Annotated in this window: 20 protein-coding genes; all 20 read left to right on the top strand. The window is 33.3% G+C overall.

Features of this window, described 5'->3' with window-relative positions:
* Window positions 1–8: 8 nt before the first annotated feature.
* The 20 genes from sigY (at window position 9) to MY490_RS20175 (ending at window position 20,287) form a co-directional block, all read left to right on the top strand.
* Window positions 9–548: an RNA polymerase sigma factor SigY gene (sigY, locus tag MY490_RS20270; RefSeq protein ID WP_248267259.1), complete on the top strand. Its 540-nt coding sequence runs from the start codon at window positions 9–11 to the stop codon at window positions 546–548.
* Window positions 541–837, top strand: a complete 297-nt coding sequence (locus MY490_RS20265; RefSeq protein ID WP_248267258.1) for a DUF5345 family protein — start codon at window positions 541–543, stop codon at window positions 835–837. Before sigY ends, MY490_RS20265 begins: the two co-directional genes overlap by 8 nt.
* A 416-nt stretch (window positions 838–1,253) precedes the next feature.
* Entirely contained in the window at window positions 1,254–1,646 is a 393-nt protein-coding gene (locus MY490_RS20260) for a GntR family transcriptional regulator (RefSeq protein ID WP_025568295.1), read from the top strand.
* Window positions 1,647–2,336: an ABC transporter ATP-binding protein gene (locus tag MY490_RS20255; RefSeq protein ID WP_056469792.1), complete on the top strand. Its 690-nt coding sequence runs from the start codon at window positions 1,647–1,649 to the stop codon at window positions 2,334–2,336.
* Window positions 2,333–3,175 (top strand): hypothetical protein, encoded by an 843-nt coding sequence (locus MY490_RS20250; RefSeq protein WP_248267257.1) that lies wholly within the window; start codon window positions 2,333–2,335, stop codon window positions 3,173–3,175. The genes MY490_RS20255 and MY490_RS20250 overlap by 4 nt, the downstream gene beginning before the upstream one ends.
* Before the next feature lie 13 nt (window positions 3,176–3,188).
* Entirely contained in the window at window positions 3,189–4,442 is a 1,254-nt protein-coding gene (locus tag MY490_RS20245; protein ID WP_248267256.1) for a hypothetical protein, read from the top strand.
* Between the two features lie 293 nt (window positions 4,443–4,735).
* Window positions 4,736–6,721 carry an excinuclease ABC subunit UvrB gene (uvrB, locus tag MY490_RS20240; RefSeq protein WP_248267255.1) on the top strand — a complete coding sequence of 662 codons (1,986 nt, stop codon included), beginning with the start codon at window positions 4,736–4,738 and terminating at the stop codon, window positions 6,719–6,721.
* Between the two features lie 14 nt (window positions 6,722–6,735).
* Window positions 6,736–9,594: an excinuclease ABC subunit UvrA gene (uvrA, locus tag MY490_RS20235; RefSeq protein ID WP_248269441.1), complete on the top strand. Its 2,859-nt coding sequence runs from the start codon at window positions 6,736–6,738 to the stop codon at window positions 9,592–9,594.
* Between the two features lie 233 nt (window positions 9,595–9,827).
* Window positions 9,828–10,022, top strand: coding sequence for a PspC domain-containing protein (locus MY490_RS20230; RefSeq protein WP_248267254.1), 195 nt, complete (start codon window positions 9,828–9,830; stop codon window positions 10,020–10,022).
* Window positions 10,023–10,397, top strand: a complete 375-nt coding sequence (locus tag MY490_RS20225) for a phage holin family protein (RefSeq protein ID WP_248267253.1) — start codon at window positions 10,023–10,025, stop codon at window positions 10,395–10,397.
* A gap of 269 nt (window positions 10,398–10,666) precedes the next feature.
* The gene (gene hprK / locus MY490_RS20220) at window positions 10,667–11,608 is read left to right on the top strand and encodes an HPr(Ser) kinase/phosphatase (protein ID WP_248267252.1); all 942 of its coding nucleotides are present in this window, start codon (window positions 10,667–10,669) and stop codon (window positions 11,606–11,608) included.
* A 21-nt stretch (window positions 11,609–11,629) separates the two neighbouring features.
* Complete coding sequence (gene lgt, locus MY490_RS20215; RefSeq protein ID WP_248267251.1) at window positions 11,630–12,442, top strand: prolipoprotein diacylglyceryl transferase; 813 nt, start codon at window positions 11,630–11,632, stop codon at window positions 12,440–12,442.
* Between the two features lie 27 nt (window positions 12,443–12,469).
* Window positions 12,470–13,411: a nucleoside recognition domain-containing protein gene (locus MY490_RS20210; RefSeq protein ID WP_248267250.1), complete on the top strand. Its 942-nt coding sequence runs from the start codon at window positions 12,470–12,472 to the stop codon at window positions 13,409–13,411.
* Window positions 13,412–13,424: 13 nt separating this feature from the next.
* Window positions 13,425–14,072, top strand: coding sequence for a pyrophosphatase PpaX (ppaX, locus tag MY490_RS20205; RefSeq protein ID WP_248267249.1), 648 nt, complete (start codon window positions 13,425–13,427; stop codon window positions 14,070–14,072).
* Window positions 14,069–14,569 (top strand): acyltransferase, encoded by a 501-nt coding sequence (locus tag MY490_RS20200; RefSeq protein WP_248267248.1) that lies wholly within the window; start codon window positions 14,069–14,071, stop codon window positions 14,567–14,569. Before ppaX ends, MY490_RS20200 begins: the two co-directional genes overlap by 4 nt.
* Window positions 14,570–14,734: 165 nt before the next feature.
* Window positions 14,735–16,234, top strand: a complete 1,500-nt coding sequence (locus MY490_RS20195) for a tetratricopeptide repeat protein (protein ID WP_248267247.1) — start codon at window positions 14,735–14,737, stop codon at window positions 16,232–16,234.
* A 254-nt stretch (window positions 16,235–16,488) separates the two neighbouring features.
* Entirely contained in the window at window positions 16,489–17,436 is a 948-nt protein-coding gene (trxB, locus tag MY490_RS20190) for a thioredoxin-disulfide reductase (RefSeq protein WP_248267246.1), read from the top strand.
* 512 nt (window positions 17,437–17,948) lie between these two features.
* Window positions 17,949–18,407, top strand: a complete 459-nt coding sequence (locus tag MY490_RS20185) for an NUDIX hydrolase (RefSeq protein WP_248267245.1) — start codon at window positions 17,949–17,951, stop codon at window positions 18,405–18,407.
* Window positions 18,408–18,434: 27 nt separating this feature from the next.
* Window positions 18,435–19,319 (top strand): RNase adapter RapZ, encoded by an 885-nt coding sequence (gene rapZ / locus MY490_RS20180; RefSeq protein WP_098231993.1) that lies wholly within the window; start codon window positions 18,435–18,437, stop codon window positions 19,317–19,319.
* Entirely contained in the window at window positions 19,319–20,287 is a 969-nt protein-coding gene (locus MY490_RS20175; protein WP_248267244.1) for a gluconeogenesis factor YvcK family protein, read from the top strand. Before rapZ ends, MY490_RS20175 begins: the two co-directional genes overlap by 1 nt.
* Window positions 20,288–20,326 lie beyond the last annotated feature (39 nt).

Below are 20,326 nucleotides of genomic sequence, written 5' to 3'. Positions count from 1 at the left end.
AGGAAGATATGGCGGATTTAGATGAATTAGAAATTATAAAATATGCTCAGCAAGGTGACCAAGATGCATTTGCTAAACTTTTTCAAATCCATTATTCCTTTTTATATAAATACGTTTTAAAGATGACCCTAAATCAACAAACTGCAGAAGATTTAGTACAGGATACGATGTTGAAAGGTTATGACAATATAAAGAAATACAATGGTCAATCAAAATTTTCAACTTGGCTAATAACAATCGCTACTAGACTTTATTTAGATCAACAAAGAAAGAAAAAGCGCGAATGGTTTTGGCAAAAAAATGAGTCTGAAAAGTTATCGCGCTCCTTAAATTGGCAGTTAGCCTATAAAGGGTTTGAGTGGAGTGATATTATGGAGGGTTTTGAAAAACTTAAATCCGAAGTACGAACGGCTATATTATTAAAGTATTACTACGGCTATACGAACGAAGAAATTGGAAATATGATGGGAATTCGAGAAGGGACTGTTAAATCAAGAATTCATAATGGAATGAAGGAATTAAGAAAGGAGTTGATGCAAGATGGATAAAGAAGAAATTGTTATAGCATTGAAGCAGTTTGATGAAATAACCGAAGTATATGAACCATCAATCAGTGCAATTACCGATAAAATTAAATTACATCAGGTGAAAAAGAAAACCATTTTTCTTAAAGAACTAATCGTATTTATTTGTGTAGCATGCAGTCTATTCATCGGGGCACTTCTTATGGCATTAGAGGCACCAGTAAGTATAGTGATTATTCAAGGTATAGGCTTTATTGCATTACCGATTATTTTTGAACGAGATAAAAAGAAAATTGAAAGTGAGTTGATCTAAAGTGGAATGGACAACAGAAAATATTATCATATTAGTTTTAGTCTTTATAATTTTAATAACTCAAAGTATCACACTTTTTACAAACGCTAAAAAGAGAAATCGTTCAGCCTGGTTATGGGGGTTGTTAGGAATGATTCAATTCCCTTGGCCGAGTGTCTTCTTTTACTTTTTAGTTGTTCGAAAAGATCGAAAAAAAATAAATTAAGGATCGTGTAGAAATACTAGACTAATTGGAATGGCTCAACTTTAGTCTAGTATTTTTAAATTTTGTGTTTGACAATTTTGGTGTACTACATGTATAGTACACGTATAAGGTGTATTATTTAAGTAATACACGTCGTTATGTCTTAAGTGTATGAACTAAGTAGTACACACATATACTGCAAAAATCGTATATAGAACGAGGAGGTGGATTGATGGAATTTATAGTAAATAACCGTGAACCGGTTTATCTACAGGTCGTTAGGCATTTTAAACAACAAATTGCCAAAAGATTATTAGAAGCTGGTCAAGAAATACCATCAAGAAGAGAATTAGCTGTTCAATTTAATATAAATCCAAATACTGTACAAAAAGCATACAAGGAAATGGAGGAACAAGGATTGATTACGACTGAACGAAATTTCCCTAGTAAGATTACGACTGACATAAAAGTGTTAAATGGTGTACGAAATGAATTGATTATGGAAGCTGTAAATGAATTTGTCGATTCAATTAAAGTAATAAATGTTCCGGTTGAAGAGTTACTTACAATGGTCAAACAAAACTATGAACAAAAGATAAAAGAAGAAGGGAAAGGAGAGGCTTAAATGATACAAGTTAAAAATGTTTCAAAAAAATATGGTCGGAAAAATGTTTTACGTGATATTTCTTTCACAGCAAATAAAGGAGAAATCACTTGTTTAATTGGTATTAACGGTGTTGGTAAGTCTACAACGATGAAGGCAATTATGGGGATTACGCCAATCGATCGCGGTGAAATATTAATAGATGATAAGAAAATGAATCATACAATGTACGAAAATATCACGTTTATTCCAGATACACTTACAATGCTACCTAGTTTTACAGTTGGAGAAGCAATGCAGTTTATGAAGGATTTTTATGTAAATTGGAATCCAGAGCGTGCAAAAGAATTACTTGGGTTTTTCCGTTTAAAGGAAGACGAGAAACTAGGAGAGCTTTCAAAAGGGAATGCTGCAAAAGCAAATTTACTTTTTGGTTTAGGACTAGATGTTGATTATGTTCTGATGGATGAACCTTTTTCTGGTATCGATATGTTTAGTAGAGAACAAATTGCAAAAGTTTTTACGAGTCACTTAATCGAGGATCGAGGCGTGATTATAACAACGCATGAAATTAGCGATATTGAGCATTTAATTGATAAGGTCGTTTTATTAGATAACGGCGAAATTTTAAAAGAGTTTTATACAGAAGAAATTCGATTAGAAGAAGGTAAATCAGTTATGGATGTAATGAGAGAGGTGTATGAATCGTGAATCGATATTTAAAACTAGTTAACTTTGAAGTTAATCGATTTTTTAAATTATATATAGGATTACTTATTATAGTAGCAATTTCGCAGTTTTTAAGTTTATTTTTAGTAAAGTCCAAATATATGCAAGCTGCTAACGACGCGAACTATGCAAGTTCTATGAAAGCAACAGAACAGTTTATCTCTTCAAATGGGTTACTTACCTTTAACTATGTAGCTAATCATGCATTATTTATTGGTCCAATTGTGATCAGTGTCGCTTTAATGATGTTCTATATTTTTATCATTTGGTATAGAGATTATTTCGGAAAAAACACATTTATTTACCGTTTATTTATGCTACCAACCTCAAGAATGACAATTTACTTTGCTAAAGCGACTACAATTTTAATTATGGTGTTGAGTTTACTGGCTTTTCAACTAGTACTTTTACCAATTGAAATAAACGTATTTCAACAAATCATTCCAAGTGAACTGTTAGGAAAAATGAATACAGTTGATCTTGTTATGGGTCCTAATATTTTTCAAATGATTTTACCAAGTAATTTTGTGGATTTTATTTTTAGATATCTTATTGGAATGGGCTTAGTGTTTACTCTTTTCACATTCATTCTTTTAGAACGTAGTTATCGTTGGAAAGGTATATTATTTGGGATCTTATACGCTATGGCGATTGTCGTTTTAATTCTTATACCTGAGTTTATTCAATCTTATGTTTTTGGAAATGATTTCTCATTCTATCCAAGTGAAGTCCTTTATATGGAAATAGGTCTTTTTATAATCATTATTACAAGTTCAATCTTATTTAGTAAATATTTATTAAAAAACAAAGTATCGGTGTAAGGAGGAGTTTAGAATGAAGCGATATCGTAATTTGGCAGTAATAGCCGTTGTCACGACAATCAGTTTAGGTACGTTTTTTACGAAAGTAGCTATGTCAGAAAGCAAGTTGCCTAAATTTTACTTAAAGACCGAAAATGGAGATTCAAAATACGTTAAAGATTTAACGATTAGCGCCGGATATGGTCAAGAAGGCGGTAGAGGCTTAAGTATTACTACTGGGGGAAGTGAATATAAAAACAACAATTCAATTCTTAGTGACCTTGATAGTGATTACTATGATTTAAAGAAATTAAATGATTTAAAAAAGAAAGAAAGAAACTTTATGCGCGGAAAAATTTCTTCTTCTCAATTTTATATCGATAAAGATTTTGCATGGCACGCCGAGGTCAAAGGTGGAAAACTTGGTGGTACGTATGAGCATAAAAATAATCATTTTAAAATGTATATAGATGGTCTTGATCTTCATAATAAAGACCGTTATACATTTAAAATTGATATCCCAGATGAAGAAATCTACTCTTATATTAGTGTAGAGGATGTACAATTAATTGGTAAAAATTTAGTTGTAACTACTTATCAAAATAAAACAATCGATAAAAATACTAATTCAGATACGATTGTCGACCAGACTGAAGTAGTTATGTATCGAATTAATATAAACCAAAAGAAAATTGTTGATCGTAAAGTGATTAATAAATCATCAAATGACCAAAAGACACATACTCACACTGAAATACAAAATTTAATATCAGAATCGGATCAAACGCTTCCTTCTAAATACAATGTTTATAAGAAGGTAAAACTAAAGGATACTGTTCTACCAAATGGTGAAACAACATCTGAAGAAGTTAGTAATGAAGTGGTCGTATTTAATTTAGAAACTGGTAAAGAAGAAACTTTAAATTTATCGAATGAACAAAAGGAACAGTTGAAGCAAAGTTATGAATTACTTTCGAATGAAGAGTTGTATTTTTTAAAGAATAGTGGAAATGGTATTTCGGTTTTAAAGTATAACCTTAAAAATAAAAAAGTAGAAGGTGTACCAGTACTTACTTCTAAAATTAATGGTAATAACCTTTCAAATTATAAAGTCATTGACGGAAAACTATACGCAATTACGAATAATATGATTAATAAAGAATTCATTATTGTTGACTTAACAAATGGACAAAGTCTTTTCAAGGGCAAGATTGAAGTAAGGAATTTTAAAGGAATATCTAGTAAAGCATTAAAAAAATTACAAGTATATGATTTTCAGGTCGAATAAGTAGGGCGGGAAAAATGTAAGAGATTGGTTATAGGAAAGGATTTTATAAAACGATAAAATCTTTCCTACTCCTTCTTCTTTCTTTTTTTCTGTTCTTTTTTCTTTGCTTTCCTTCTTTTCTGTTTACTAAAAGAATGTACGTTCTAGTTTAATTACTTGATTTCGTACTTGAACATCGATAATATGTAAAGATGATTAAATTTTAAAGTACGTTTGTTCTGTTTTTGATTGATATTTGAAATTTTGTGGTAAAATAGAAGAATATGTATGTTTTGGAAATGGAGGCGGGGAAGATGGAGCAGGAATTCGAGGTAGTTTCTAATTATTCACCTCAGGGTGACCAGCCAAATGCGATTAAGCAGTTAGTTGATGGTATTAAAAATGGTAAAAAGCATCAAGTTTTATTAGGTGCGACAGGTACGGGAAAAACGTTTACCATTTCAAATGTAATTAAAGAAGTAGGAAAACCAACATTAGTATTTGCTCACAATAAAACATTAGCAGGGCAATTATATAGTGAATTAAAAGAGTTTTTTCCTAATAATGCAGTTGAGTATTTCGTTAGTTACTATGATTATTTTCAGCCAGAAGCTTATGTACCTCAAACGGATACTTATATTGAAAAAGATTCAAGTATTAATGATGAAATTGATAAATTACGTCACTCTGCGACTTCCTCCCTATTTGAACGTAAGGATGTCATTATTGTAGCGAGTGTTTCTTGTATTTACGGTTTAGGTTCTCCTGAAGAATATCGTGAGTTAGTTTGTTCTCTTCGTATTGGAATGGAAATTAGTAGAGACGACCTATTACATAAACTAGTAGATATTCAGTATGCGCGTAATGATATTGACTTCTCACGTGGTACATTCCGAGTTCGTGGTGATGTTGTTGAAATATTCCCGGCATCACGTGATGAGCACTGTATTCGTGTAGAATTTTTTGGTGATGAAATTGAGAGAATTAGAGAAGTGGATGCATTAACAGGCGAAATTTTAGGTGATCGTGAACACGTTGCAATTTTCCCGGCTTCTCACTTCGTTACACGTGAAGAAAAAATGAAAATTGCTATTAAAAATATTGAAGTTGAGTTAGAAGAACGATTAAAGGAAATGAGAGATAACGGTAAGTTGCTAGAAGCTCAAAGGCTTGAACAACGAACTAGATATGATTTAGAAATGATGAACGAGATGGGATTTTGTTCAGGAATTGAAAACTATTCCCGTCATCTGACGCTGAGACCACCTGGTTCTACGCCTTATACATTATTAGACTATTTTCCAGAAGATTTCTTAATGGTAATTGACGAATCACATGTTACAGTTCCACAAATCCGAGGAATGTTTAATGGTGACCAAGCTCGAAAGCAAGTATTAGTAGATCATGGATTCCGTCTGCCTTCAGCATTGGATAATCGACCTTTAAAGTTTGCAGAGTTTGAGGATAAAGTTCAACAAACTATTTACGTAACTGCTACACCTGGACCATATGAGCTAGATCTGTGTCCAGAGAAAGTAGAACAAATTATTCGTCCAACAGGTCTACTAGATCCGACGATAGATGTTCGACCGATTGAAGGTCAAATTGACGATTTAATCGATGAAGTTCGTAATCGCATTGCTAAAAATGAGAGAGTACTAATTACTACTCTAACGAAGAAAATGTCTGAAGATTTAACGGATTATTTGAAAGAAATCGGAATTAAGGTTAACTATTTACATTCTGAAATTAAAACGCTTGAACGAATTGAAATTATTCGGGACCTTCGTTTAGGTAAATATGATGTGTTAATTGGTATTAACCTTTTACGTGAAGGTATAGATATTCCTGAAGTTTCATTAGTTGTAATTTTAGATGCAGATAAAGAAGGGTTTTTACGATCTGAACGTTCATTAATTCAAACAATTGGTCGAGCTGCAAGGAATTCTAATGGTCATGTTATAATGTATGCTGATAAAATGACGAATTCGATGGATATTGCTATTAATGAAACAAAACGTCGTCGTGAGATTCAGGAAGAATATAACAAAAAACATGGAATCACTCCAAAAACGATCATTAAGCAAGTACGTGATGTGATTCGCGCTACTTCTGTAGCTGAAGAAGAAGAAGTTTATGAAAACGGCATTAGTGCTAAATATAAGAAAATGAACAAAAAAGAACGTCATTTATTTATTCAATCAATTGAAATGGAAATGAAGGACGCAGCGAAGGCGCTTGATTTTGAACGAGCAACAGAACTTCGTGACTTAATATTAGAATTGAAGTCTGAGAGGTGAAGAACTTGAAAAGTATGAATGAAATAATTATTAAAGGGGCCAGAGCGCATAACTTAAAAAATATCGATGTAACGATTCCTCGTAATCAATTAGTAGTTGTGACTGGTCTATCGGGATCAGGTAAGTCATCTCTAGCATTTGATACGATTTATGCAGAAGGTCAACGTAGATATGTAGAATCATTATCTGCGTATGCTCGTCAGTTTTTAGGTCAAATGGATAAACCGGATGTAGATTCAATCGAAGGACTTTCACCAGCGATTTCAATTGATCAAAAAACGACTAGTCGAAATCCTCGTTCGACCGTTGGAACTGTAACAGAGATCTACGACTATTTGCGTCTTCTTTATGCTCGTATCGGAACTCCAATTTGTCCAAATCATGGGATCGAAATTTCTTCTCAAACAGTAGAACAAATGGTTGATCGTGTAATGGAGTATCCTGAACGAACAAAAATTCAAGTGCTTGCTCCAGTGGTGTCTGGTCGTAAAGGGACACATGTAAAAGTATTTGAAGAAATTAAAAAACAAGGGTTCGTTCGCGTTCGTGTTGATGGTGAGTTATTTGATGTATCTGATGATATAGAATTAGAGAAAAATAAGAAACATTCAATCGAAGTTGTAATTGACCGTATTGTTGTAAAAGATGGTGTAGCATCTCGACTAGCTGATTCTCTTGAAACAGCATTAAAACTAGGAGAAGGTCGAGTTATCATTGATGTAATAGGTGAAGAGGAATTACTATTTAGTGAACATCATGCATGTCCACTGTGTGGTTTCTCAATTGGGGAATTAGAACCGCGTATGTTTTCGTTTAACAGCCCGTTTGGTGCTTGTCATTCATGTGATGGATTAGGAACGAAATTAGAAGTGGATATAAACTTAGTGATCCCAAATGATGAATTAACTCTTAAAGAAAATGCGATCGCACCGTGGGAATCAATTAGCTCGATGTATTATCCTCAATTACTCGAAAGTGTATGTAATCATTACGGAATTGATATGAATATTCCATTTAAAGACATACCAAAAGATCAACAAGATAAAATTCTTTATGGTAGTAATGGAGAACAAATCTATTTTAAATATGATAACGAGCAAGGTCACGTACGTGAAGCAATGATTGAATTTGAAGGTGTTATTTCAAATGTAGAAAGACGTTTTAAGGAAACATCTTCAGATTTTATTCGTGAGCAAATGGAAAAATACATGGCTCAACAACATTGTCCAACTTGTAAAGGGCATCGACTAAGAAAAGAGGCACTTGCTGTATTTATTGGTGGCTTGCATGTTGGAGAAGTAACAAAAATGTCGGTTAAAGAAGCGTTTGATTTCTTTGGATCGCTTGATCTAACGCCAAAACAAGAAAAAATTGCAAATCTAATCCTTCGAGAAATTAGAGAGCGTTTAGGCTTTTTAGTAAATGTAGGTTTAGATTATTTAACATTGAACCGAGCAGCAGGTACATTATCTGGTGGGGAAGCTCAAAGGATTCGTTTAGCGACTCAAATTGGTTCGAGATTAACAGGTGTATTATATATTTTGGATGAGCCATCAATTGGATTACACCAACGTGATAATGATCGTTTAATCTCAACATTGTTAAATATGAGAGACATCGGAAATACATTAATTGTTGTAGAACATGATGAAGATACGATGCTAGCAGCAGATTATTTAATTGATATCGGACCGGGAGCTGGTATTCACGGTGGACAGGTCATTTCGCAAGGAACGCCACATGAAGTAATGAATGATCAAAATTCATTAACAGGGAAGTACTTATCGGGTGAGAAGTTTATTCCTGTACCGCTTGAGCGGAGGAAAGGCGATGGACGTGAAATTAAAATTGTTGGCGCAAAAGAAAACAATTTAAAAAATGTATCAACTTCATTCCCATTAGGTACGTTCGTTGCAGTAACAGGTGTATCAGGATCAGGGAAAAGTACATTAATTAATGAGATTTTATATAAATCATTAGCTCAAAAATTAAATGGGTCGAAAGTACGTCCAGGGGAGCATAAAGAAATAAAAGGGATTGAACAATTGGAGAAGGTTATTGATATTGATCAATCACCAATTGGTCGTACTCCTCGTTCAAATCCGGCTACTTATACTGGTGTATTTGATGATATTCGAGATGTATATGCCGCTACGAATGAGTCGAAAGTTCGCGGTTATAAGAAAGGTCGTTTTAGCTTCAACGTTAAAGGCGGTAGATGTGAAGCATGTCGAGGCGATGGAATCATTAAAATCGAAATGCATTTCCTACCTGATGTTTACGTACCATGTGAGGTTTGTCATGGTAAACGATATAATCGAGAAACTTTAGAAGTTAAGTATAAAGATAAATCGATCTCTGAAGTATTAGATATGACAGTTGAGTATGCAGTTTCATTCTTTGAAAATATTCCTAAGATTAAACGTAAACTTCAAACGTTAAATGATGTAGGTTTAGGTTATATTACATTAGGTCAACCAGCTACTACTTTATCTGGCGGAGAAGCACAACGAGTAAAACTAGCTTCCGAGCTTCATAAACGGACGAATGGAAGAACTTTATATATATTAGATGAACCAACTACAGGGCTTCATGTTGATGATATTGCCCGATTATTAGTTGTTTTACAAAGACTTGTAGATAATGGAGATACTGTACTTGTAATTGAACATAACTTAGATGTCATTAAAGCAGCCGACCATCTAATCGATTTAGGACCAGAAGGTGGAGACAAAGGTGGTACGATCGTAGCAACCGGTACACCAGAGAAACTATGTAAAGTCGAAGCGTCTCATACAGGTAAGTATTTAAAAGCTGTATTAGAACGTGACAAAGCTAGAATGGAAAAAAGATTGGCATTGATGGAAACTTAATCTTAAAAAGATAGTCAGTTACAACATAAAGTAAAAAAGAGATACAAAGAATAGGACCTAAACTCCTTTTCTTTGTATTTGTTTTTATTTAGGATATGTTAATGTTCTACATAGTTCCTTTTACTTGAAAAGTAGTCCACATTTCTTTAATGTTTTAACATAGAATAAATAATGAAATAAAAAATTAGTAATGATAAAAAAATGAGGGCGTATCGATAGAGAGGAGATTTTTTTTGAAAAAACTATATCGATCTTCTAAAGATTCTATGCTTGCTGGTGTTTGTGGTGGATTGGGTAAGTATTTTAATTTGGACAGTACATTAATCCGTTTACTTTTTGTTATATTATTCTTCGTAGGATTTGGAGCACTTCTATTTGTTTATTTAATTTGGATATTTGTTGTTCCAGAAGAAGGTGGCGTGAAATAAATGAGATGGTTATTTTCATTAGCTATTAATAGCTTAGTTTTTATTGTAGTAGCAGGATTTCTGCAACCAGATTTTTATGTGAAAAATATTCCAACGGCTATCATTGCTGCGTTGGTGTTATCGATCTTAAATACAATTATTCGCCCAATCTTAATATTCATAACTTTACCTGTAACCATTTTTACAATGGGATTATTCCTGTTTATTATTAATGCATTTACACTTGAAATTACTGATTATTTATTAGGGGATGCCTTACGAGTAAATGGTTTTGGAACTGCTATTATCGCATCGATTCTAATTAGTACATTCAGTATGTTAATTCAATATTTTGTGTTTGGTTCAAAGGACAAAAAAAAGCATAGTCATCGGTAGAAAAAGAGGAGTCTCTTAAGTTAAAGTACTTTTGAGAGTCTCTTTTTTTGTTTTGTTTAAGGGATATTCGAACATTATGTGAACTCCGTTGTTATCTAACTGATACTAAAACTGATTGAAGTTACTAGATATCGTAATAAATTCACTTTTACATTAATAATTTTTAATCGTTTTAGCGCAGTTAGTGTCTTGTCGACATTTTCCCACAAAGTTTAAAAATGGTACAATATGAGAGATAATACATAAATATTAATCCTTAGGAGGCTTGTATGGCTAAATTACGTACAAAGAATTTAGTTGAGTATTTTAAATTAGAGGTCATTAGTGGAAGTACGGGGTTGAATCGTTCGATTAACACGACTGACTTATCTCGCCCAGGGATAGAGGTTGCAGGTTTTTTTACATACTATCCATCTGATCGAGTACAAATATTAGGGAAAACAGAATTAACTTTTTATCATAGCTTAACTGACGAAGAAAAACATAATCGATTAAGAAAACTCTGTGCAGAGGATACGCCTTGTATTATCGTGACACGTGGCTTAGAGATTCCACCAGAATTAATTGAAGCGGGTGAAGAAACTGGCGTACCTATTTTACTCTCAAACAGTAAGACAACTAAAATGTATAGTAGACTTACTAGTTATTTAGAGGCTAAACTTGCTCCAACTACAGCATTACACGGTGTACTAGTAGATATTTACGGTGTCGGTGTATTAATTACTGGTAAAAGTGGAGTAGGTAAAAGTGAAACGGCTCTAGAGTTAGTAAAACGTGGTCATCGATTAGTAGCAGATGATTCAGTAGAGATTCGTCAAACTGATGAGGATACGCTGATTGGTTCATCGCCAGAATTAATTGAGCATTTATTAGAAATTCGTGGATTAGGAATTATTAATGTAATGACTCTTTTCGGAGCAGGGTCTGTTCGTAATTACAAGCGTATTACGTTGAACATTGATTTAGAGACTTGGGATTCCCAAAAAGTTTACGACCGAGTTGGCTTAGATGATGAAAAACTTAGAATATTAGATACAGATATTTCGAAAATCACATTGCCTGTTCGACCAGGTCGAAATTTAGCTGTTATTATTGAAGTAGCAGCGATGAATTTCCGTTTGAAAAATATGGGTGTAAATGCTGCACAACAATTTGCAGATCGTTTAGAGAAAGTAATTCAAGGCGGTAATAATGTTAGTGATTTAATTTAATGATAAAGTGGGGAAATTGAAATGGAGTCAAATATTCAGCCATTAGATAAAGTATTTTTACACTTAGGTCCTCTTTCAATAAAGTGGTATGGGGTATTGATCGGTTTAGGTGTTGTATTAGGTTTATGGTTGGCAATTCGTGAAAGTAAACGACGTGGAATACCTGATGATACATTTTTGGATCTAATTTTAGTAGCTCTACCTTCAGCCATTATAGGGGCAAGAATTTATTATGTACTCTTTGAATGGAGCTACTATTCTAAGCATGTTAGTGAAATACCGGCTATATGGCATGGTGGATTAGCTATTCACGGTGGTTTAATAGGAGCATTTATTGCTAGTTACTTCTTTGCAAAGAAAAGAGGCATTTCATTTTGGAAGCTTGCCGATATCGCAGCACCAAGTATTTTAGTAGGCCAAATGCTTGGTCGTTGGGGAAACTTCATGAACCAAGAGGCTCATGGAGGTCCAGTAACTAGATCATTCTTAGAAAGTCTTCATTTACCTACTTGGATTATTAATCAAATGTATATTGATGGAACGTATTATCATCCAACGTTTTTATATGAATCATTATGGAGTTTTTTAGGGATTATTTTCTTACTAATTTTAAGAAGAGTGAATTTAAGACGTGGTGAAATGTTTTTAACTTATTTAATTTGGTACTCGGTTGGTCGTTTCTTTATTGAAGGACTAAGAACAGATAGTTTAATGTTAACAAGTACAATTAGAATGGCTCAATTTATTTCTGTCGTAATAATCATACTATCTATTATTATTCTTATATATCGTAGAGTTAAAGGATTATCGAATGAGCGTTATTTAGACGCATAAGTTTGTAAAACAGGAGTGGGGAGTACGTTGGAAACTTTAAAGAGAGGGTTACTTGTTGGTTTACAAACTTCTTGGAAAATAGGGAAAATAATTTTCCCTATTTCTTTCATTTTAACGATTATTAAAGAAACTGCACTAATGGACTGGTTTGTTAATATTCTTGAACCATTAATGAGTTTTATCGGTTTAAAGGGAGATGCAGCATTAGTATTAGTTTTAGGAAATGTTTTAAATCTATATGCAGCTCTTGGAGCAATGCTACCGATGGATTTAACTGTCAAGGAGGCATTGATTCTGGCAGTTATGTTAAGTTTTTCTCATAATCTATTTGTTGAAACGACAGTAGCTACTGCTGTAGGAGTTCGAGCATCTTTTGTCGTATTAGTAAGGATTGGATTTGCAATTATATCCGCAATTTGTATCCATTTCTTTTGGTCTGGTGGAACAGAAATTGTTCATAAAGGTATTGCCGTTGCAGAAAGCGTTAACCAGTCAGGATGGGATATCGTTTATAATGCCATCATCTCGTCATTAATCGGTATTTTAAACCTTATTAAAATTGTTTTTCCATTAATGCTAGTTATTCAAATTGCAAAAGATTTTGGGTGGATGAATTATATAACCAAAGCATTATCTCCATTTACTAAATTAATCGGTGTTGAAGCAAAAGCAGGAGTTACATTAGCTGCGGGATTGTTTTTTGGATTAGCTTTTGGAGCAGGTGTTATGATTCAAGCTGTTAAAGAAGATGGTGTTTCGAAACGAGATTTATACCTTGTTTTCTTATTTTTAGTAGCTTGTCATGCTGTAGTAGAAGATACACTTCTCTTCATTCCTTTAGGGATTCCAGTTTTATACTTATTTTTAATTCGTTTCTTTGTCGCATTAGTTGTTACTTGTATAGTTGCAAGAATCGTAGGAAGAGTAGGTAGAAGAACTGAATCAAGTTTAAAAGCTGAAGTGAAATAGAAAGGAATTTCTTATGAAAATAAATACGATACTATTTGATTTAGATGGTACCTTAATCAATACAAATGAATTAATCATTGCTTCATTCTTGCATACTTTGAATAAATATTATCCTGAACAATATAAACGTGAACATGTTATACCTTTTATAGGGCCAACCTTAACTGAAACATTCTCTACGGTAGATGAAGAAAGAGTTGAAGAGTTCATTTCTGAATATCGCCGTTTTAATATGGAGATGCATGATGAGCTTGTTGAGGAATATGAAACAGTTTATGAAACGATCGAAACTTTACACAAATTAGGTTATAAAATTGGGATTGTAACAACAAAGGCACGAAATATTGTTGAGATGGGCTTAAGTTTTAGTCGATTAAAGCAATTCTTTGATACTGTTATCACAATAGATGACGTGCAAAATGCAAAGCCACATCCAGAACCGATTCAATTAGCTCTTAAAAAATTAAATTCTATTCCTGAAGAGAGTATAATGGTGGGCGATAATTACCATGATATTGAAGGTGGTAAAAATGCTGGAACGAAAACAGCGGGTGTTGCTTGGTCACTAAAAGGAAAAGAATTTTTAGCTACTTTTAAACCTGATTTTATGCTTGAAAAGATGAGTGATCTTTTACCAATTTTAGGAATTGATGAGAATTGAGGAAAACGAAACGCTATCTAATTGAAGGTGAAAATTCACTTTGGCAAGTCTACAAGACGGTTTCATTTTGGAAAACATTTCGAAATACTATTGTCATTGAAATAGCTCGTTATATCCCTTTCTTTAGACTGAAAAACTGGATGTATAGGAATCTGATTGGAATGAAAATAGGAGAGTATGCAGCCTTTGCATTTAAAGTAACGCCTGATTTAATGTTTCCAGAATTAATTTCAGTTGGTAGGAATTCGATTATCGGCTATAATACAACAATCCTGGCGCATGAATATTTAATTAATGAATATCGATTAGGAGAAGTCATTATTGGTAATAATGTGTTAGTTGGTGCAAATACGACAATCCTGCCAGGTGTCACAATAGGTGATGGTGCGAAAGTTTCAGCTGCAACACTAGTCAACAAGGATGTTCCAGCAGGTGCATTCGTTGGAGGTAATCCTATGGTTATTATTTCATTACCTCAATCTGAAACTACTATTTAAAAAGTGGTTTTCAATATTTTTTGTTTCGGTTAAAATAATACTTTGATAACTTATTTAGATAATGTGGAAATTGTACGTTCGTCTAAAATTCTTATAATTTGGACGGCGACTATTTCCTCTTTTTTTGTGATATACTGTGATAAGCTTTAAAAACTGGAGGATCGAATGTCTGAAAATTTGGGGAATCAAACAAATCAATTTCATAATGTCGTTTCGTTCTCGTTACCGAAGGATTATTTCTACGAAAAAGGGATGAAAGCTTATAATAGTAACGATTCTGAGCAAGCGATTTATTATTTGAAAAAAGCTGCTGAAAATGAAGAAAATCTAACAGTTCTTATAGATATTTCTAGAAAGCTTTTATCATTACATCAATATCAAACTACAATAACAATTTTAGAATATATTTTAGAGAAATTTCCAACAAATGAGGATGTATATTATTTATTAGCATTTGCATTTTTTGAATTAGGATTGTTCCAAAAAGCTAATTTGTATGCTCAAAAGTATTTAGAAATTGGCACGGATGAAGAGCAATTAGAAGAACTAGAAGACTATTTAGATATTATTCATAGTGAAGAAGATGATGATTTAAGTATTAATGATGATTTATTAGTGCTTCAAGAGCGAGTTACAAGCTATTTGGCAAATCATGATTGGAAATCTGCTAAATCAACTTTACTTACTATTGTTGATAAGTATCAAGAATTTTGGCCAGCTTATAATAACTTAGCTTTAGTTGAGCTTCATCTAGGTAATCCTGAGGAAGCTGAAAGAGTATTACAATATGTTTTAGAACATAATCCAGGTAATTTATCAGCTTTAATTCATTTAACAATGCTAAAGAGAATATTAAATGAACAAGAAATTGCTCTGCAATATCTTGAAGGCTTATCAAATATTGTTCCGATCTCTGAAGAGCACCGCCACAAGCTAGGTGTACTTTTCTATCAATTCAAGAAGTATGAAGAAGCTTATAAGTTATTTAATTTACTTTATATGGAACGACCAGATCGTGAAATACAGTTTTATTATATGTTCTGTGATGCAGCTTATCAATCTGGAAGGATTGAAACGGCGGAGCGTATTTGGAATTTTGAAATGACAAATGAATTTGATGATCATGAGGAATTGGCTCCATGGGCTGAAAAAAAACATTCATCGAATGAAATCGAACAATTAATGGCTGAAACAGAGTATCAAGCAAAATACTCTAATTCGAATAGTGAGAGATGGGGATTAATCTATTTTATGAAGGAATATTATTATGAACAAAAATTCAGTTCAATCCTTCAAGATTTAGATCCATTAGAAAATATTGGTCTCGATGAACAATTAGAACAAGTACTTCTAAATAATATGTGTTATCTAGAGCCTCATCCATCATTGAATATTGCAATTAACGGAGCAAAGAAAGTACAGACAACTTGGGAAGAGGATTATATAATACTACGTAATCATCTTCAATTATGGTTTTTCACTATTTGTGAACTTACATTAAAATATAAAGAATTACCTGTAAATGAAGATGTTTTATTAGCTGCTACACATTATCTTGCTGAAAATGAAGTAAAACGTGTATCACAAAAGAAAATTGCAGCAAACTATAATATCTCTACCTATTTATTAAATAAAGGCATTAGCGCCATTCGAAGCTTGTTTTAATACCAGATGGTGTTAATGCAAGCTTTCTTTATTTCTCATTAAGGTGAGTACAAATTGGCAGCAAGGATTTGTACTCGACGTGGTAGCCGATTAAAGTGCAACTATACCTCTGACTTCTCCTAAAAGGATTGTCAGTCAAAGAGTTTTCTTTATCATGAGCATATGATTTGTTGTTTTATGTCATCGCGTATTAGGATAGTGATAGTTAATGAAGTAGGGCAATTAGCCATTTAAGTACAAGGAGTGATTAAGTAATGGAAGAAAAAATTTATGATGTTATTATCATTGGAGCTGGTCCTGCAGGGATGACTGCAGCAGTATATACATCTCGTGCAAATCTTTCTACATTAATGATGGAACGTGGTATTCCAGGTGGCCAGATGGCAAATACTGAAGAAATCGAAAACTACCCAGGTTTTGATAGTATTTTAGGTCCAGATTTATCAAATAAAATGTTTGATCACGCGAAAAAATTTGGTGCTGAATACGCTTATGGTGACATTAAAGAAATTATCGACGGTAAAGAATATAAAACAATAGTTGCTGGTAAAAAAGAATACAAAGCACGTGCAATTATTATTTCAACTGGTGCAGAATACAAAAAAATTGGTGTTCCTGGTGAGCAAGAGCTTGGAGGACGTGGTGTATCTTACTGTGCAGTTTGTGATGGAGCATTCTTTAAGGATAAAGAATTAGTCGTTATAGGTGGAGGAGATTCAGCAGTAGAAGAAGGCGTATATTTAACTCGATATGCTTCTAAAGTTACAATCGTTCACCGCAGAGATCAATTACGAGCTCAAAAAATTCTTCAAGACCGTGCATTTGCAAATGAAAAGATTTCATTTATTTGGAATTCTACAATTAAAGAAATTAACGGAACTGATGGTAAAGTAAGTAGCGTAACACTTGTAGATACTCAAAATGGTGAAGAGTCTGAATTTAAAACAGATGGCGTATTTATCTATATTGGAATGCTCCCATTAACAAAACCATTCTTAAGTTTAGGTATTACAAATGAAAATGGTTATATCGAAACAAATGATGTAATGGAAACAAGAGTACCTGGTATTTTTGCTGCTGGTGATGTTCGTGAAAAAACTTTACGTCAAGTTGTAACAGCTACTGGAGACGGAAGTATTGCTGCTCAAGCAGTACAACATTATATTGAGGAATTAAAAGAGGAATTATCTAAAACTAACTAATCTTGATTAAAAACGATCAACTGAAATATAAAAAATAAGTTTTAGAATTGTGAACAAAATTGTAATATTCTGAAACTTATATGTAATTAGGGTGTAACTCTCCTGAAATATAGTTACTGTAATATAGACAATAACCAGAGAGCCCCCTAATATATATAGGAACATGGATATGCGCTTGTCCATGTTCCCTTTTTTTGTGCATTAAAGTATAAATTCGTAGCAACGAAGGAGGATCTGACGAAGTAGCAATTAATTATAAGTGTGACTACGCCTTTAGTGTTCTGTAATAAAGCTCGTAAATCAGTGAGTTTTCTTTATTTTCTCCGAATGTGATCGATTTTGTTCCTCAACTGTAGTTCGAACCCACAAAATCTTTTCCTTTAGCTAGGACCCTGACCTTTCTACCTTAATTCCCCCTCTTAACAAGTTGTTGTCTGACTAGTTTAACGGTATAATATAGATTGGGCAGTTTCAACCAACTGCAAGTCCAAATTGTAAGTGAGGTATAAGAAATGCAAAGAGTTACACATTGTGTTTTGGAAAATGAAAATAATATCCTCTTGCTACAAAAACCTAGAAGAAACTGGTGGGTTGCACCCGGCGGTAAGATGGAGCCAGGTGAAAACATTAGAGAAGCAGTTGTTCGTGAATATCGTGAAGAAACAGGTGTTTACTTAAAAAATCCAAAATTAAAAGGTGTTTTTACAATTATTATAGAAGAAGATGCTAAGGTAGTGAATGAATGGATGATGTTTTCATTTTTGGCTACCGAGTTTGACGGTGAAAATCAAGATGAGTGTGAAGAAGGAATTCTTCGCTGGCATGCAATAGATGAAGTGAAAAATCTTCCTATGGCAGCAGGTGATTATCATATTATTGATTATTTACTAAAGGGTACAGAAATTTTACATGGTACCTTTGTTTATACACCGGATTTTGAATTATTAAGGTATCGATTAAATCCTAGTTAACCTAAATTATAGAAAGGGTTGAGTTAAATGCCTACAAGATCACATGTGAAAATGGTTATTATAACTGGAATGTCAGGTGCTGGAAAGACTGTCGTTGTTCAAGCGTTAGAAGATATCGGTTATTTCTGTGTTGATAATCTTCCTCCTGCTCTACTTCCAAAATTTGTAGAGCTATTAAAGGACCCGGATCACAATACAACAGATAAAGTTGCTCTTGTTATGGATTTACGAGGAAGAGAATTTTTTGATCAGTTAGGGAACTCGTTAGATCAATTAATGTCTACTCCTTCAATCATCCCTCAAATTTTATTTTTAGATGCAACGAATGCTGCACTTGTTACTCGTTACAAAGAAACTCGTCGCTCACATCCACTTTCTCCAACGGGATCTCCACTAAAAGGAATTGAGTTGGAACGTACTCTTTTAGCCGAAGTAAAAGGGCGTGCACAATTAATTTATGATACTTCAGATTTAAAACCTAAAATATTACGAGAAAAAATAATTGAACAATTTAGAGAAAATGAACAAGAAGGTTTTTCAGTAAATATTCAGTCATTCGGTTTTAAGTATGGAATACCGATTGATGCAGATTTAGTATTTGACGTACGATTTTTACCAAACCCATTTTATATTGAGTCAATGCGTCCTTTAACTGGCTTAGATGAAGAAGTTTCCTCTTATGTTCTTAAATTTAATGAAACAACCGAATTTATGCTGAAATTAATTGATTTAATTAGTTTTATGTTACCTCAATATAAAAGAGAAGGTAAACGACAACTTATCATTGCGATTGGATGTACAGGTGGACAGCATCGCTCTGTTACTTTAGCGGAGTATTTAGCTAACTACTATAAAGATCAATATGATACGAATGTTAGTCATCGGGACGTTGAAAAAAGGAGTCATAAGTAATGGTTAGTCAACGTTCAAGAATAGTAATAATTGGAGGCGGAACGGGACTATCAGTTTTAGTTCGTGGGTTGAAAAAACATCCCGTTGATATTACCGCTATCGTTACAGTCGCAGATGATGGTGGTAGCTCTGGACGATTACGTGACGAGTTAAAAATTCCACCGCCTGGTGATGTCCGAAATGTACTTGCCGCGTTATCTGATGTGGAACCGATGTTAGAAGAATTATTCCAACATCGATTTGCAACATCTGGAGACCTTTCTGGACATTCTCTAGGTAATTTAATGCTAAGTGCCATGACTGCGATTACAGGTGATTTTTACCGTGCAATCATTGAAATGAGAAGGGTATTAAATGTTAGAGGGAAAGTTATACCAGCAGCTAATCAAAGTGTCGTATTAAAAGCTGAATTAGAAGATGGCACAATTGTTTCAGGTGAGTCGAAAATTCCTTATTCTGGTAACAAGATTAAAAGAGTATTTTTAGCGCCACGAAATGTTGAACCTTTAAAAGAGGCGCTTGATGAAATTAATCGTGCTGACTTAATTGTAATCGGACCGGGTAGTTTATATACGAGTATCCTTCCTAATCTATTAGTTACTAATATTGGGAAGGCTGTTGTAAATTCAAAAGCAAAAAAAGTATATGTATGTAATGTGATGACTCAAGCGGGTGAAACTTTACATTATACAGCTAGTGATCATGTGAAGGCTCTATATCAGCATTTAGACTCAAGTTTTATTGATACAATTATTGTAAATGAAGGCACAATGCCTAAAAATATTTTAGAACTTTATAAGGAAGAACATGCTCAACAAGTAAAACTAGATATAAATGAGCTTGAAGCTTTAGATCTAGAAATTGTTCATAAGTCGATCGTTAAATACGATGATAATGTGATTAGGCATGATACAGTAAAGTTAGCTGAAATCTTATGTGATCTAATTCCGACAAAAATAAAAGATTAATGAAAAAATATATAGTGCTAGAAGGAGGGGGTGATTCAA

Origin of the sequence: Gottfriedia acidiceleris (genome assembly GCF_023115465.1) — a bacterium.
Taxonomy (GTDB): Bacteria; Bacillota; Bacilli; order Bacillales; family Bacillaceae_G; genus Gottfriedia; species Gottfriedia acidiceleris_B.
Note: the sequence above shows the minus strand (reverse complement) of the source record. Positions and strands in the feature narration are given on the sequence as shown.